The following is a 16,785-nucleotide window of genomic DNA, read 5'->3' as shown; positions in this document are numbered from 1 at the left end:
CCCAACGCATATGCACAGCAACTTAATGCTGCTTAAACTGGTGTCTACTTTAGTCGGGCCATTCCAGCTTTCACTCAACATTCAACACTCATAATTCAACACTACTTCCCTTATCTCATCTAAATTTTTCCGTGGGTTCCGTGGCGAAGAATGTTTAATCTCATTGTTTAGCTTGGTGCTTGGTGCTTGGCGCCGGGCGCTGTATTTGCCCTTCACTGTTTTTTAAGAGCTGCAGCTTCCAGCCATTCGCGCTCGAAGCGCCTTGCTGGCCATTCTCCTTGGCCTGCGGCGATGTTTTTTTCGTGCTGTGGGCTAATAGATAAACCATTCTGTAGCAATACAAAGGCCTTACGTTGCCCAGTGTTGGTGTCTATAAAGCCGGCCAAGTTCTGCACATGAGCAATGGTGCCGGTTTTAGCGATAATTTTTCCCTTAAGGGCGGGGTTCTGCACGCTGCGCCGATAATGCAAGGTGCCAGTCTCGCCACTGACCGGCAATAACCCCATCAGCCAATCGGCGCGCGGGTCTTGTGCCATTACCAGCAATACGGCGAGCAAGTCTTGGGCGCGCACTATGTTGTGAGCAGATAAGCCAGAGCCATCGGCCAGCCAAGAAGGGCCTAAATCAATATTGGCCTGTTGCAGTAAAATCTCACGCACCGCCTGAGTGCCATTACGAAAGCTGCCCGGCTGTTTAAAGTGCTCGGCACCTAAGGTGCGCAACAGGCTGTCGGCATACAAGTTATCGGAGTGTTCTAAAATTCTACGGCTTAACTCTTTTAATGGTGGCGATTGATGATGAGCCAAAGAAGGCCAGTCTGCGGCCGCTATATGGCTGGCACTAATGCCACCCGACACGCGAATACCGGCCTGTTTTAATGCCCAACGGGTTAAGTCTTCACCCCAAGCGTCTACATCTTGAATGGCAAAGCGCAGTGGCCACGGCTCTTTACGCGGGCCAATACAACCGGTCAGGCGATATTGGTTAGGTGGGCTCATCTCAACTTCTAAAGAGCAAAACTGCTGCTTTTGCTCGGCACGATTAAGCACCTCCACCTTGGCGCTAATGGTCACCGGTTGATGGGCGGGCACGGTGGCGCGTGCCGGTTGGTTAGGTCGCGCATATAAGGCGCCTTGCACGCAGTTTCTGTCTAAAATTAATGCCGATACTGGTGAGGTATAACACACGCTTAAGTCGTTCCACGACCAGCCATCGCCACGGTCGTAGCCACTAAATCGTTGCTGATTAAGCAGTATATTGCCGCTAATGCTACGCAGCCCCGTGCGCTTTAGCAGGGCCGATAGCTGCTCCCGGCTAAGTGAGGGGTCACCCACAAAGTCAATCAGTAAGTCGCCTACCAGCTTATCGCCCTGTAACTTGCCGTTATAACGCACTTGAGTTTGATAGCGCCAATCTGGCCCTAACGCCAAGGCGCCAGCCAAGGTGGTAATCAACTTTTGGGTGGACGCCGGTTTTAATAACAGCTGTGCATTGTGGCTAGACTCTATTGCACCGGTGGTGGCATCAGCCAGCAACCAAGCGGCTTGGCCATTGGCAGGCGGCGTGGCGATGGGCTGAGCGCTAGCAGATTCGGTGTTAGCAGCAACGGAAAAATGGACAATAAGGGCGGCAAGGCCAACGAGATAACGGTTCATAACACTCTTTATAATGAATGGGCGGTGCGAAACCGGCCCTGGTAATCGAATAAGATTTCTTTTATCTGCCAGCGGCGTTTGTGCTGGCGGGCTATCACAAAGTCTGGGTGGCGAAAGCGCTCGGCACCAGCAACCACCTCGGCCAGCGAGCCAAAGGTGGGTTCTAAGCCTGGTGCGGGCCAGTGCGGGCGGACAAACTCCAGAAAAAAGCGGCCCTTCGTGCCTTTCTGGTCGAAAGCATACCATTGCTTAAGCTCGGTGCCATCTTCATCGTAATACGTCACCTGCAGGGCGGGGCCAAATTTGCCTTGGCTTTCAGCTAAGCTTAGGCCCGCACAGCGCAGCACCAGCGCATCTTTTAGCGCCAGCGCTTCTTTTAGCTTTTTATCGGGGTCGACCAGCAAGTGGCCACAGTCGTTGCATTGTCGGGCGGCAATATCATTTTCTGCCATGCATTGCGGGCAAGACTTAAAGCGAAAGCGATAGCCGCAGGGCTCGCCGAGTGTGTCTTGGCCATCATCGTCATCATGCTCAAATAGGCCTTGGCAGCGGCGGCCAAAATGCTCTAGTACGTGCCCTTGCTCATCGGTTTTACCCCAAAATATGTTGGCAAAGCCACAGGCAGGGCACAGCACCTGCACCTGAGTGGTATCGGGGTGCGGGCGAGGCTCACCCACATCGGGAGCAAATAGGTCCATATTATTAGCCGCATAGTCGAGTACTAAACAGTCGGTTTTATTGGGGCTTAGTCTAAGTCCTCGGCCAATAATTTGCTGATACAGCGCCACCGATTGCGTAGGGCGCAGTAGGGCTATCACATCCACATGCGGGGCATCAAAGCCGGTAGTGAGTACCGAGACATTGACCAAAAACTTAATTTCTCGCGCCTTAAAGCGGCGAATAATCTCATCGCGATCAGCGCCTGGGGTGTCACCGGTGATCAACGCCGTTTGCGCCGCAGGTAGCAAACCGGCCACTTCAACGGCATGACGCACCGTGCTGGCAAACACCATCACGCCCACGCGTTCAACCGCATAATCTTGAATTTGTTGCACTATATGCGGGGTGACTCTGGGCTGGCGCGCCAACTCTTTTTCTAATGCTTGCTCAGTAAACAACCCCTGCTCATAAAGCCTCGAAAAATCATAGTGCACTATGGGCGCGTCTACTATTTGTGGGGGAGTTAAGTAACCTTGCTTGATCATCAGGCGCAGCGGTAATTCAAAAATACACTGCTTAAAAAAACGCGGCCCACGGCTGCGTACCATGCCGTGATAATGAAGCTGATAAATCCAACCCAGCCCCAGCCGATAAGGTGTCGCCGTTAACCCCAGCACCTTTAGCTGTTCGTTAGATTGGCGCAAATGATTAATCACCTGCAGATATTGGCTGTTTTCGTCATCGGACACGCGGTGGCATTCATCAATGACCACCAAGCTAAAGTTTGAAAAGGCATCTAGATTGCGCGCCACCGACTGCACAGAGCCAAACACTACCTGCGTATGTGCTTCTTTTTTGCCAAGCCCGGCAGAAAAAATAGCCGCCTGTTGGCCATAGCTTTGATACTTGTCATGGTTTTGCTCGACCAGCTCTTTAACATGCGCCAACACCAATACCCGCCCCCGAGCTAGGCGCGCCAGCTCGGCAATCACCAAACTCTTACCGGCGCCCGTGGGCAGCACCAACACCGCCGGATCGTGGTGGCGGCGAAAATAGGCAAGCGTACGATCAACCGCCTCTTGCTGATAGGGCCGTAGGGTAAACATGAAAAGTCCTTTAAGCGCAGTAAGCCAACAAACCTGCAATGTGAAGGGTAAAGAGTGAAGAGTAAAGAGCAAGCTAAGCCGTAAAGCGAAAAACCTCTTTGCAACGGAACCCGCGAAACCCATAGAAAAATAGAGATCAGATCTGAAACAAAGCTAGAAGCTAAGTTCAACGACCAAACAATCCTGCTCCGCAGTCCCTGCAGCTGAAGCGCAGGCTTGCCTTTATCGTCACCCTCGCGAAGGCGGGGGTCCAGTGCCCTTTGCAGGCGTCCCGCAGGCTGACCGTTCTGCGCCACAAAACCTGGATTCCCGCCTTCGCGGGAATGACGACAGAACCACGCCGGTTATGCGGCATTACTTACGCAGTACCTGCAGCTAAAGCGCTGGCTACATACTAGTGTTGAGTTAAGTGCTTTCACTCAACATTCATAATTCAACACTATCCCTTATCTCATCTTAATTTTTCCGTGGATTCTGTGGATTCCGTTGCGAGAGGCACTAGGGTCTTTCTTCCTGTTTTGGTTCGTAGCTCACTTTTGCTTTAGAATAAGGTATCTTTAGGGTCTGTTGACCTTTCGCGGTTAAGTTTTGTTCGAGTTAAACGCGTTTTTATCGCGGCGAGTGGGGTGTAGCCTAGTCATTCTAAGCAAACGCCCACTCAACAAAGAGAAAAACGCGTTTAGCCGAACCCGAAGGGCAGCATTTGTGGAGCCTTTCTACGGTGTTATCGCTTATTGATGGAAAATGACTCCATGGCACAAGCGATACCTTGTATACCCCCCACAAATTGCTGCAAAAATAATCGCGAAAGGTCAACAGACCCTAGTATCTATCTAAGAATAATTGAGGCAAATCGCTCTATGATCATCAAACCCAAGATTCGTGGCTTTATTTGTACCACTACTCATCCCGTTGGTTGTGAGGCTAATGTACGTGAGCAAATTGCTTACGTTAAAGGCAAAGGCAAAGGCCAACTTAAGCAGGGTCCTAAAAAGGTACTGGTGATCGGTGCCTCTACCGGTTACGGCCTAGCATCTCGTATTAATGCCGCCTTTGGCAGCGACGCGGCCACCATTGGCGTGTTCTTTGAAAAACCAGCCACCGATCGCAAGACAGGCTCTGCGGGTTGGTATAACTCCGCCGCGTTCGAAAAAGCAGCTAAAGAACAAGGCCTATATGCCAAAAGCATTAACGGTGACGCCTTTTCTAATGCCTGCCGTGAGCAAGTAATTGACCTTATTAAACAAGACTTGGGCCAAATTGACTTAGTCGTATACTCTCTGGCCTCCCCGGTGCGTAAAATGCCAGATACCGGCGAAGTGGTGCGCTCAGCATTAAAGCCGATTGGTGAAGTGTATAAATCAACTGCATTAGACACCAACAAAGACGTGCTGATTGAAGCCATGGTTGAGCCGGCTAACGAGCAAGAAATTGCCGATACCATTCAGGTCATGGGTGGCCAAGACTGGGAACTGTGGATGAATGCACTGGCCGATGCCGGCGTGTTAGCCGACGGTGCTAAATCGGTTGCCTACTCTTACATTGGTACCAGCTTAACCTGGCCTATCTATTGGCACGGAACCTTGGGCAAAGCCAAAGAAGACTTGGATCGTGCCGCCCACGCCATTGACGCGCAATTAAAAGCCAAGGGCGGTAATGCCCACGTAGCCGTGCTTAAATCGGTGGTAACTCAGGCATCTGCTGCTATTCCGGTAATGCCGTTGTATATTTCTATGGCCTTTAAGGTGATGAAAGAGCAGGGCATTCACGAAGGATGTATCGAGCAAATTCAGCGTCTGTTTACCGAGCGCTTATACAGCGGTGAAGCGGTTCAAGTAGACGAGCAAAATCGTCTACGCTTAGATGATTGGGAACTGCGCGATACAGTACAAGATGCCTGTCGCGAGATTTGGGCACAAGTGCAAGATGACAACATTTACCAGTTAACGGATTACCAAGGCTATAAAGACGAGTTTTTACGTCTATTTGGTTTTGGCCTAACCGGTGTAGATTACGATGCCGATGTTGATACACAAGTAGAGTTCGACGTCATCGAACTGGCGTAATACTTTTAGCGATTACAAAGCCCGGTTGAGTAACTCAACCGGGCTTTTTCGTTTTACGTGAAGCGTAAAGATCACGTAAAGGGTGAAGGGGACAAGCTAAGATTAAAAACTTTTTTTGCCACGGAATACACGGAAGAACACGGAAAAATAGAGATCAGATCTGAAAAGATAATTTATGGGTAAGATCAAGCCCATGCCGTCTTACCGAGGCTACCAGAACGGTGTCTATCTTTAACTTACGACGGGTATAGCGTAGGGCGTAAAGCTGCGGGATGCTTGCTCTTACCAATAAGATCCCTTAGTCATTTTTCGCTCTTATCTCATCTTAATTTTTCCGTGTTCTTCCGTGGGTTCCGTGGCAAAAAATTGTTTAGTTTGTAAGGGCTGCGCTTTACTCAACATTCAACATTCCTCGTCGACTTTACTCTTCTTAAGAGCTAGCACACACCACCTGGTTCTTTCCTGCATGTTTAGCGGCATACAAGGCACCGTCTGCACTGCGCAACCAAGCACTTACATCCGGTGTCTCTTGCGCTAATATTGCCACACCTAAGCTAACGGTATAACTAAGAGTGACTTTGTGGCTGTGTACCACGGCGCTCGCAATATTTGCACGCAGCCTTTCGGCAATAATCTGCGCACCATCCGCATCGGTTTCTGGCAAAATAATGGCAAACTCTTCCCCTCCGTAACGGCCCGGATAATCGGTATGGCGCAGGCTGGCGCGAATAGTGCTGGCGAGGTGGCGAATAACATCATCACCCACAAGATGGCCATATTGGTCATTAACCGCTTTAAAGTTATCAATGTCTAACATGATCAAGCCGCTTTTATTGCCGTAACGCCTAAACCGTTCAAACTCACTGTTCAGTAGGCTTTCCCACGCGCCACGATTAAGTAGCCCCGTTAAATTATCGGTTTGGCTTAACTGTGCCAGTTGTGCGTTTGCTTGCTCAAGAGCCAAGCGACTGCAAGCAACATCGGTAACGTCATATAGCATTAGGCAGACCCGCTTAACACTGCCATCAGGCTCGGCCAGTGGGCTAATGGTCATGTTTTGATACATATAAGGCGAAATGCTAGTAATAGGGCGGCTGTTACCAAAACGAAACAAATGAGGGCGTAACTCCCAAGAGGTAAAAGCCCGGGTTTTAAGAGTGACTACGGTGTCTATTTTTCGTTTAAGCCAAGCTTGAGACAATTCGGGAAACAAACTGAACAGGTTTTTACTTTGTACCGCCGCAGAGGTCATGCCACTATGGTTTTCCATAAACCCATTCCACAGCTGAATGTTGTAGTCTAAATCCAATACTACTAAGCCAATTTCTACCGACTCCAACATGTCGACTAAAAAATGAAAGGCATGAGCATCCTGCTGAGAAATAGGCATTATTTACTCCGTTAAATAAATCAGTTGCTGCTCTAGTCGCTTAACTGAATCTGCGGTCAGCAATACTAACAAATTACAGCTAATATGCTGTTGCTCGAGCTCATAAGGAATTTCAATACACAGCAACTGCTCTGCTTGCTGGTTATGATGTTCGAGTAGATTCTTCACTTGCTGATGTTTGCCTAAAATGCTCGGCTGGCCAAGGCGAAACTTAATGTCTAACTGTTCACCTAAGCCTTTAATGAAGGCGCCAAACAAAATATTCGACATATCAAGCAGCACTTCCATTTCGGGATCCGAACTGTTGGTATCGTCATAATCAAGAAGTTTGGCCATTTCTTCGCTGCTGCTATCTGAAAAGAGTAATAGCGCCTCGCCAGACACTCCCGCCCCCACGAAGCCTTGGGCAACAAGAGAATAATTAGTGTTGTTATCCATCGTACCAATAGCTATGTCTAGATCATCGCGCTCAATAAGCGCTACTTTAGGAATAGGTTGATGGATAAATACATTAAGCAACTGGGCCAGCAGATTAGACGCTTGGCCCATGGCAATATTCGCCATTTCTTGTAAATATTCAGATAACGAAATAGGTGCAGCAGAGTCGCAGTTAGATATCGGAAGCGGTGGCTCATCGTTGGGTTGATACTGGCCGTACTCATTAAGCAGACAAGCCAGTTCGGAGGCGTCTATTGGCTTTTTAATAAGACCAATGGCGCCCAAAGAGGCTAAATTTTGCTGGGCTTTATGCTGAATATCACCAGACATAACCACAGTGACGGTCTGTAATTTCTCTGTCTGTATGGCTGTAAGTACCCCATAACCATCTGGTTCAAGCATGTTGATGTCAATAAACAACAAATCTGTCCCTACATGGCGCAGGAGGTTTAGGGCTTCAATACCATTATGGGCAAACTGGATATCCACATCCCAGTGTGAAGGAAGGGCCCCAGCCACCTGTTTACGTGCGAATACCGAGTCGTCACAAATTAAAATCTGGGTGGTCATGCTATGAAAGCGCCTGTATTAGAACTAACAGATAGAAATTATTAGAGCTTTGTAACTAATTATACAATTCAATCATAACTTGTGACCAGTTAACAGCAAACAAATCATTATGTGAAAGGTGAAGCGTGAAGGGGAAACTAGCGCCGAGCGCCCGGCGCCCAGCTAAACACACTGCCCTATGCCGTCATGCCGGACGTGCTCCGGCATCTTGTTTTTATGCCGTCATCCTGATGAAACTAGCGCCGAGCGCCCGGCACCAAGCACCCAGCGAAACAAAGAACAGCGTGTTTTATATTTATGCCGTCATCCTGATGAAAATCAGTAACTTGCTCTTAAAGTGATAAAGTAGATACCGGAGATATGTGGTTATTGGTTTGTAGCTTGGCGCCGGGCGCTCGGCGCTAGTTTCCCCTTCACGCTTTATTTACCACACAATGCACTGCTATTCAGCGATACTGCTTATAATGCCAATAGCTACATAATCACAGTGGTGGTTGTAAATTGAATAAATTTTTTTCTTTAGCTCGGTGGATGCCGGGTTTAGTTAGCTTGCTGGGTTATCAGCGATCTTGGTTGGCGGCAGACGTGCGCGCCGGCATATCGGTGGCCGCCGTGGCCTTGCCGGTGGCCATTGCTTATGCCGAGTTAACTGGTGTTGGGGCCATCGTTGGCCTTTACTCCTGTATTCTGCCGATGATTGTTTATGCACTATTTGGCTCGTCTCGCCAGCTTATAGTAGGGCCAGACGCGGCCACCTGTGCGGTTATTGCCGCCGTGGTGACGCCACTTGCGGCGGGGGATGCCGCGCGGCATTGGCAATTAGTGATGACCATGACCGCCATGACCGGCTTTTGGTGTCTTATTGCCAGCCGCCTCAAGCTTGGCGTATTGGCCGACTTTCTCTCTCGACCTATCTTAATGGGCCTATTAAACGGGGTCGCCATTACTATTGTTGTGGGCCAATTATCTAGCGTGTTTGGTTTTACCTTCGCCCAAACTGGCTTAATAGAACGCCTGTTGGCGGCGCCGAGTTATTGGTCGCAAATTCATCACGTTACGCTAGGCATTAGCGTATTAACCCTCATTATAATGTTGCTCAGTCGCTATTTTCGCCCTCAATGGCCAAGTTCGCTGTTGGCACTAGCTGTTGCCGCCATCGTGTTGTGGTTAGGCGATCCTACTTGGATGAATGTCGCGGTAGTGGGCAGCTTAAGCAGCGGCTTACCCGATTTTCAAATTCCTGAATTTCCGCCAGGATTAATTCGTGATCTAGTGCTACCGGCTCTCAACCTCGCCATGGTGAGCTTCGTGTCTATGATGCTCACCGCGCGCAGCTTTGCGGCCAAAAATGGTTATGACGTAGACGCAGACAAAGAGTTTCGCGCATTGGGGTTGGCCAATATCGCCTCGGCAGTATCGCAGGGGTTTGCGATTAGTGGTGCCGACTCACGCACCGCGGTAAACGACGCCAACGGCGGTAAAAGCCAGCTGGTGTCTATTGTGGCCGCGTTGGCGATAGCAGCCGTGACCTTTTTTCTAACCGCGCCGTTGCAGTACATTCCTACCGCGGCCTTAGGCATAGTGTTAATTTTGGCTTCGTTTTCTATGACTGATTTTCGTAGCATTTGGGCGCTGCATAAGTCTGATAGCTCGGCCTTTTGGTTAGCCTTAGTCACCTTTTTTAGTGTGCTATTTGTTGGGGTGATCCCAGGCATTGCCTTGGCGGTATTATTGGGGTTATTTCAGTTTTTGCGTAACGTCATGCGTCCCACCGAACAACTCATGGGCATGAATGACGAAGGCGTGGTACACACACTTGGCCATAACGAAGAAGTAAAAGCCGTAACGGGAGTATTAATTTATCGCTTTAATTCGCCGCTAACCTACTTTAATGCCGCCTATTTTAAACGGCGAGTGCTGCTATTATTAGCGAGAGAAAAACACCCAGCTAAATGTTTAATTATTGATGCGGTTTCTTGCTTTACCCATCAAGACATTAGTGTAATGACCATGGTCGGAGAGCTACATAAAGAGCTTAAACGCAGAGGCATTCACATGGTGATGGCGGGGCGACGTGGGCAAATGACCAAATGGCTAAAACAAGCCGGGATCCGGGTAGGAGACGAGGGCATCTTTGTGTATCCCGATGTATACCAAGCGCTGCGCATGACCAACATGTATCGGGATGAAGAGCCCGAAACCATTACCCTTGAGTCTGAAGCTAACGACATCGCACAAGATGAACTTAACCGAATGCCCACCGAAGAGCCTTTTTCGCTACAGCTTAATCTCGACGGTGTTAGCGCGCAAAAAACGGCATTCAGTGCGCGCCTTGACCCTGAAGCAACCGAGAGTAAGCTGTCTTTTCCGTTGGTTGAACCTATATCTGGGTCTGAACCGAGCATTATTCAGTCAGCCGGGCGCGTAGATGACGCCACACGCACACCGACTCACTTTGGCTCGAGAAAATTAAAATGACTATTTCTACGCTAGTACGCTGGGTGCCACCGCCGGTAATAACGGCACTTACCGCTGCACTAATGTGGCTAACCAGCTCCCCCCAAGGCGAACGCTGGCATGTTATGGCGCAGCTCGGGTTAGCGCTACTCATCGCTTTTATGGGCCTAGTGCTCATGGTGTTAGCGGTGCGCACCTTACACCAAGCCCACACCACCTTATTACCGTTTAACCCCAGCCAAGCTAGCACCTTGGTAACACAAGGCGTGTTCGGCTATAGCCGTAATCCGATTTATGTAGGAGACGGGTTACTGCTGCTGGCGTGGGGCATTTGGTTAGGCAATGGAGTAAGCCTCTTGTGGCTGCTGGTATTTATACTTTATATGACCAAAGTACAAATTAAAGCCGAAGAACAAGCACTTACTAAAAAATTTGGCCAACCCTACCAACAATACCGCCAAAAAGTGCGCCGCTGGTTATAAGAATGTGAAGGGTTAAGCGGACAGACTAAGACGAAACCGCAGGATTAGGTGTGTTTATGTAGGCTGGCCATATTTGGAATAAAGAGTAGCTGCCAGTCCCATCTCGGCGGGATTTTAAAGACTAAAGACTTCTTTGCCACGGAATCCACGAAATCCACGGAAAAATTAAGATGAGATAAGGGCGAAAAGTGCTTATCGGGGTTAAAACAGGCGTCATCCTGATGACAATCAGGATCTGGCACTCAGCTGTCATCCTGACGCACGTCAGGATCTCGCTTCTGCTTTTGGGTTTTAGTGCTAAAAGCGAGATACCGGGGCCGTCATGCCTGGCCTGATCCGGTACCGGTAAGACGGCATAGGACTTGCTCTTACCCATAAAGATCACTTTCAGATCTGATCTCTATTTTTCCGTGGGTTTCGCGGGTTCCGTTGCGAAAGAGTCTTTAGTCTTTAACTGCGAGATACCGGAGCCGTCATGCCTGGCCTGACCCGGTACCGGTAAGACGGCATGGGCTTGATCTTACCCATAAATTATCTTTTCAGATTTGATCTCTATTTTTCCGTGGGTTCTGTGGGTTCCGTGGCAAAAGTAGGTTTAGATTTTGATATTTTTTTTAGCTGCGCACCAGGCGCTGTATTTCACCATCATAGGGCTTGCGGGCAGTTGCTGGGCTCTCTACACTTGCGCTTTCATTATTTGGTCTGTGCAAGCTTGTTTAACATGCCTTTAGCAAGACTGTTGGAAGAGAGATTTAGCACGATGAACCAAGACAGCGGCACGACTCGCCTCAATAAATATATCAGTGAAACCGGTATTTGCTCGCGCCGCGAAGCCGATCGACTCATCGAGCAAGGCCGAGTAAAAGTAAACGGTGAAGTAGCGGGCATGGGCGTTAAGGTTAGTGACGCCGACGCCGTGCAAGTGAATGGCAAGCCGCTGCGCGCCAAACCCCAAGCCGTATATTTGGTGTATAACAAACCCATTGGCATTACCTGCACCACCGACAGTGCCATTGCTGAGAACATTGTTGACGCCGTTAATTATAAAGCGCGCATCTTTCCTATTGGTCGGTTAGATAAGCCTTCCAGCGGCCTGATCCTACTGACCAACGACGGCGACATCGTTAACAAAATCCTTAGAGCCGGCAACGCCCACGAAAAAGAATACATAGTGTCGATGGACAAACCCATCACCGACGACTTTATCGCACGCATGGGGGCCGGTGTGCCGATTCTCGACACCATAACCAAGCCGTGTAAGGTCAAAAAAATTGGCCCTAAAACCATCAACATCATTCTTACCCAAGGCTTGAATAGACAGATCCGGCGCATGGCCGAATATCTGGGCTTTAGCGTTACCAGCTTAAAGCGGGTACGCATTATGAACATTGAACTGGGTGGCTTAAAACCCGGCCAATGGCGGTATGTGTCCGCCTCTGAACTTGCGCTTATCAACAGCATGATTGGCGACTCCAGTAAAACCGAAGAAGCCTCGGTACTAGAACAACCCAAAGCCGCCCGCCAAGGCCCACTAGTGAGAAACACCCCCTCACCGCCAAAACGTCATAAACCGACATCTGCCCACAAAGAAGGCGCGCGCGCGAACAAAGCAGGCAAACCCAGCACACGCAACGGTGCAGATAAAGATGCCAGCGCCAAAAAAGGTCCAAGATCTAGCAAAGGATCACTCCCGCAAAGCAATCGAGGTAAGCGATCGAGAGGGTGAATGTTGAATGTTGAATGTTGAATGTTGAATGTTGAATGTTGAATGTTGAGTGTCAGCGCCGGCTACAAGGTCGGTATTTTCTGTAGGCTGGCGCTTTAGCTGCCAGTCCCGTCTCAGCGGGATTTAAAAATCATCCTGCTCCGCAGTCCCTGCAGCTAAAGCGCTGGCTTACCCCTATCGTCACCCTCGCGAAGGCGGGGGTCCAGTGTCCTTTGCAGACATTTAAAAAACATCCTGCTCAGCAGTACCAGCAGCTAAAGCGCTGGCTTACCCCTATCGTCACCCTCGCGAAGGCGGGGGTCCAGTGCCCTTTGCAGACATTTAAAAACCATCCTGCTCCGCAGTCCCTGCAGCTAAAGCGCTAGCTTACCCCTATCGTCACCCTCGCGAAGGCGGGGGTCCAGTGTCCTTTGCAGACAGTTAAACACCATCCTGCTCCGCAGTCCCTGCAGCTAAAGCGCTGGCTTACCTCTATCGTCACCCTCGCGAAGGCGGGGGTCCAGTGTCCTTTGCAGACATTTAAAAATCATCCTGCTCCGCAGCACCTGCAGCTGAAGCGCTGGCTTACCCCTATCGTCACCCTCGCGAAGGCGGGGGTCCAGTGTCCTTTGCAGACATTTAAAAACCATCCTGCTCCGCAGCCCCAGCAGCTAAAGCGCTGGCTACAACGTTCGGTGTTGATTCTTAACTTGGCGCTTGGTGCTGGGCGCCGGGCGCTATATTTATCTCAACTTAACCAAATGAAAATGCTTTTTACCACGGCGTAAAATCACATAATGCTGCTGCAGGCGCGTTAACTGCTCGGTATCGGTAGTAATGACTTCGCCGTTAACCGCAATCGCGCCGTTGGCAATTAGCTCTCGGGCTTGGCGCAGCGAACTGGCAAGGGTACTGTCAACCAACAAGCGGCTGAGCATGGGAGCGGCAGCGCCTTCGATGTGCGTTAGTGGAATACCATCTTGCTCTAGCTGTCCAAACTCGGCCAAGCTTAACTGGCTAAAATCCCCACTGAATAACGCCTGACTAATACGCTCGGCACCCGCCAACGCCGCCGTACCGTGTACCAGCTCGGTGAGTTCGGCTGCCAACAAACGTTGGGCAATCGGTTTAGTATTGCTGGCGCTGTCTTGACGTTCAATATCGGCAATGTCAGCCACCGAACGCAGGCTGTAAAAACGTAAAAAGCGGTATACGTCAGCGTCGGCGGTATTCAGCCAAAACTGATAAAAAGCATAGGGAGATGTCTTGGCGGGGTCCAGCCACACGGTGCCGGTTTCGGTTTTACCAAACTTGGTACCATCCGCCTTGGTGATCAGCGGTAAAGTCAGACCAAACACCGTTTGCTGATTAAGACGGCGAGTCAAGTCGATGCCGCTGGTAATATTACCCCATTGGTCGTTACCGCCAATTTGCAGCGTACAGTTCTGCTCTTTATTCAGCACCGCAAAGTCGTAAGACTGTAATAGTGAGTATGCAAACTCGGTAAACGATAGCCCCTGATCTGGGCGCGCCAGTCGCTGCTTAACGGAGTCTTTAGCGATCATGGCATTAACAGAGAAATGCTTGCCGATATCCCGTAAAAACGCGAATAAATCCAGTTTACTCATCCAGTCAGCATTATTAAGCAAGCGCACTTGCTGGGGGCTTTCTTGGGCCTTCAGTAATGGGCTGATTTGCTGCTGCAAGTCGGCAACCCAACCATTGACCGTGTCGGCCGTGTTAAGACTGCGCTCACTGGCTTTAAAGCTGGGGTCGCCAATCATACCGGTGGCGCCGCCCACCAATGCCACCACACTATGGCCGGCTTCTTTAAAACGACGCAACATTAATAACGGCACCAAATGCCCAATGTGCAAGCTGCCTGCAGTAGGATCAAAGCCACAATAAATCACCCTAGGTTGCTGGCTTAAGTGCGCGCCAAGGGCGGCCGCGTCAGACTGCTGGGCGATTAAACCGCGATCATGCAGCTCTTGCAGCAATGCATTAGGCGCACAAGCAGGCTCAACATTAGGGGTAGTTACTGGCAGTGGTGCTACATCAGACATGGTGGGCTCTTTATAATTAACAAAGCATCATCCTGACCTAGCTCCCACCCACTTGCCTATGTCCTTTTAAGGACAGTTCGGGGTAAAATCACTTAGCGCCGAGCACCAAGCGCCCGACGCCCAGCTTAAAAATAAACACTAAACCTATTTTTGCCACGGAAGAACACGGAACAACACGGAAAAATTAAGATGAGATAAGAGCGAAAAGTGACTAAGGGATCTTATGGGGGTTAAAACAGCCGTCATCCTGATGACAATCAGGATTTCGCACTCAGCCGTCATCCTGATGCACATCAGGATCTCGTTTTTAACCTTCAAAGACAAAACAAGATACCGGAGCACGTCCGGTAAGACGGCTGAGGGCTAAACAAGATACCGGAGCACGTCCGGCATGACAGCATAGGGCGGTGCGTGTTTATGTTTAAGCCGTCATCCTGATGCACATCAGGATCTCGTTTTTAACCTTAAAAGGCTAAACAAGATACCGGAGCACGTCCGGTAAGACGGCTGAGAGCGAAACAAGATACGGCATGACGTAGAAGGGCCGCTCTTACCCATTAAATATTTTTTTCAGAGCTGATCACTATTTTTCCGTGTTCTTCCGTGTATTCCGTGGCAAAAATAGCTTTGGCTTTAATGTCGTGCCGTCCACTTCACTCTTCACTAGGACTTAGCCATGTCGATACTAAATGAAAATGACTATCAGCAGGCGCTGGCTAAGGCTATCAGTGCTATTGGCACCGTGGCATTTGTGCGTCGGCTGGCATCCTTGGTTGCTACCCAAGTCACCAGCGATTGCACCCTGATATTGAGCTATCGCAGTGGTGGGCCAGCGGTGTATTTGTATGACAATTTACAACATCGTCGCGACTTGTTGTTTCAGCAATACCTAAACGGTATTTATGCGCAAGATCCTTTTTATCAAGCCCTTAGTCGAGGCTTAAGTGAAGGCGTCTATGCACTGCGCACACTCGTAGCAGAGCAGGGCAGGGGGCCGCATTATATGGCGGAATTTTATCAGGCGACCGGCTGGCAAGAAGAACTAGGGTTAGTGCTGTCGTTACATAAAGGCCAATGGCTCACGCTATTTTTAGGCCGGCTAGCGGCAGTGCCTTTTAGTGCAGACGAACAAGCGCGGTTGCGACACTTGCTACCGATATTAAGTGCCTTATGCCGCCAGCATTGGCCAGCAACAAGTGACCTAATGGCGCTCTCTCCTTCAGTATCTCCTTCAGTACCTCCGCCAACATCATCTATAGATGAGTTAATAACGCCGCTGGCGCCAAACAAAATGCGCGCTCATGTAGACAGGGCGCTGGCCAGCTTTGGCAAGGCACGGCTCACCCCTCGCGAGCAACAAGTAGCGGCCTTGTTATTACAAGGCCAAAACAACGACGCCATCGCCCAACAGCTAGGCATCGGCGTAGGCACCGTTAAAAATCACCGCAAGCACCTTTACAGCAAACTACACATAGACAGCCAAGCAGCGCTATTTGCCCACTTTATTAACCATTTGATTACGAACGACTAAGCGCCCAGCGCCCAGCTTAAAAATAAACACTAAACCTATTTTTGCCACGGAATCCACTGAACCCACGGAAAAATTAAGATGAGATAAGAGCGAAAAGTGACTAAGGGATTTTATGGGGGTTAAAACAGCCGTCATCCTGACGCACGTCAGGATCTCGCACTCAGCCGTCATCCTGATGCACATCAGGATCTCGTTTTTAACCTTCAAAGGCTAAACAAGATACCGGAGCACGTCCGGCATGACAGCATAGGGCGGTGCGTGTTTATGTTTAAGCCGTCATCCTGATGCACATCAGGATCTCGTTTTTAACCTTCAAAGACAAAACAAGATACCGGAGCTGTCATGCCGGGCCACGACCCGGTACCGGCATGACGGCTGAGAGCGAAACAAGATACGGCATGACGTAGAAGGGCCGGTCTTACCCATTAAATATTTTTTCAGATCTGATCCCTATTTTTCCGTGGGTTCAGTGGATTCCGTGGATTCCGTGGCAAAAATAGGTTTAGTGTTTCGGTGGTTTTCAACCCAGTTGTCCAAATAACACTATCTAAGCGGCCATTTTATTCCGCTCAACCTCCTCGAGCTTACAGGGGTTAAGCGAGACGGGGCCGGCCACGGCCCAGTTTCGAGTATTGCCCGACCAGCGCCGAGGGTTCTGA

Annotated in this window: 9 protein-coding genes and 1 pseudogene; 5 read left to right on the top strand and 5 right to left on the bottom strand. The window is 49.8% G+C overall.

The window, feature by feature from the left end; genetic code table 11:
* Positions 1-212 precede the first annotated feature (212 nt).
* Positions 213-1,655 carry a D-alanyl-D-alanine carboxypeptidase/D-alanyl-D-alanine endopeptidase gene (gene dacB, locus ACFQ1C_RS10675; protein WP_379558596.1) on the bottom strand — a complete coding sequence of 481 codons (1,443 nt, stop codon included), beginning with the start codon at positions 1,653-1,655 and terminating at the stop codon, positions 213-215.
* An 8-nt stretch (positions 1,656-1,663) separates the two neighbouring features.
* Entirely contained in the window at positions 1,664-3,421 is a 1,758-nt protein-coding gene (locus ACFQ1C_RS10670) for a DEAD/DEAH box helicase family protein (protein ID WP_379558595.1), read from the bottom strand.
* A gap of 860 nt (positions 3,422-4,281) precedes the next feature.
* On the opposite strand from ACFQ1C_RS10670, the gene fabV reads away from it, so the two are divergent.
* A complete protein-coding gene (gene fabV / locus ACFQ1C_RS10665; RefSeq protein ID WP_379558594.1) occupies positions 4,282-5,487 on the top strand; it encodes an enoyl-ACP reductase FabV in 1,206 nt (401 codons plus the stop codon).
* A 430-nt stretch (positions 5,488-5,917) separates the two neighbouring features.
* Here fabV and ACFQ1C_RS10660 read toward each other — a convergent pair whose 3' ends face one another.
* Both ACFQ1C_RS10660 and ACFQ1C_RS10650 read right to left on the bottom strand, forming a co-directional pair.
* Positions 5,918-6,877, bottom strand: a complete 960-nt coding sequence (locus ACFQ1C_RS10660) for a diguanylate cyclase (RefSeq protein ID WP_449290068.1) — start codon at positions 6,875-6,877, stop codon at positions 5,918-5,920.
* Between the two features lie 3 nt (positions 6,878-6,880).
* Positions 6,881-7,885 carry a response regulator gene (locus ACFQ1C_RS10650; RefSeq protein ID WP_379558593.1) on the bottom strand — a complete coding sequence of 335 codons (1,005 nt, stop codon included), beginning with the start codon at positions 7,883-7,885 and terminating at the stop codon, positions 6,881-6,883.
* 501 nt (positions 7,886-8,386) lie between these two features.
* On the opposite strand from ACFQ1C_RS10650, the pseudogene ACFQ1C_RS10645 reads away from it, so the two are divergent.
* From ACFQ1C_RS10645 to rluF, 3 genes and pseudogenes are all read left to right on the top strand, one after another.
* Positions 8,387-10,177, top strand: a pseudogene (locus ACFQ1C_RS10645) (SulP family inorganic anion transporter); the annotation flags it as partial.
* Positions 10,178-10,359: 182 nt separating this feature from the next.
* Positions 10,360-10,824, top strand: coding sequence for a methyltransferase family protein (locus tag ACFQ1C_RS10640; RefSeq protein WP_379558592.1), 465 nt, complete (start codon positions 10,360-10,362; stop codon positions 10,822-10,824).
* Positions 10,825-11,584: 760 nt separating this feature from the next.
* Complete coding sequence (gene rluF / locus ACFQ1C_RS10635; RefSeq protein WP_379558591.1) at positions 11,585-12,550, top strand: 23S rRNA pseudouridine(2604) synthase RluF; 966 nt, start codon at positions 11,585-11,587, stop codon at positions 12,548-12,550.
* A 722-nt stretch (positions 12,551-13,272) separates the two neighbouring features.
* Here the strand turns inward: rluF and tyrS are convergent.
* The gene (gene tyrS / locus ACFQ1C_RS10630; protein ID WP_379558590.1) at positions 13,273-14,595 is read right to left on the bottom strand and encodes a tyrosine--tRNA ligase; all 1,323 of its coding nucleotides are present in this window, start codon (positions 14,593-14,595) and stop codon (positions 13,273-13,275) included.
* A 676-nt stretch (positions 14,596-15,271) separates the two neighbouring features.
* On the opposite strand from tyrS, the gene ACFQ1C_RS10625 reads away from it, so the two are divergent.
* Positions 15,272-16,126 carry a helix-turn-helix transcriptional regulator gene (locus ACFQ1C_RS10625; RefSeq protein ID WP_379558589.1) on the top strand — a complete coding sequence of 285 codons (855 nt, stop codon included), beginning with the start codon at positions 15,272-15,274 and terminating at the stop codon, positions 16,124-16,126.
* The last annotated feature ends 659 nt before the right edge of the window (positions 16,127-16,785 follow it).

The sequence above is a fragment of the Oceanisphaera ostreae genome, assembly GCF_042676125.1.
Classification (GTDB): domain Bacteria; phylum Pseudomonadota; class Gammaproteobacteria; order Enterobacterales; family Aeromonadaceae; genus Oceanimonas; species Oceanimonas ostreae.
The sequence above is the reverse complement of the archived record's forward strand: the minus strand, read 5'-3'. Positions and strand labels throughout refer to the sequence as shown.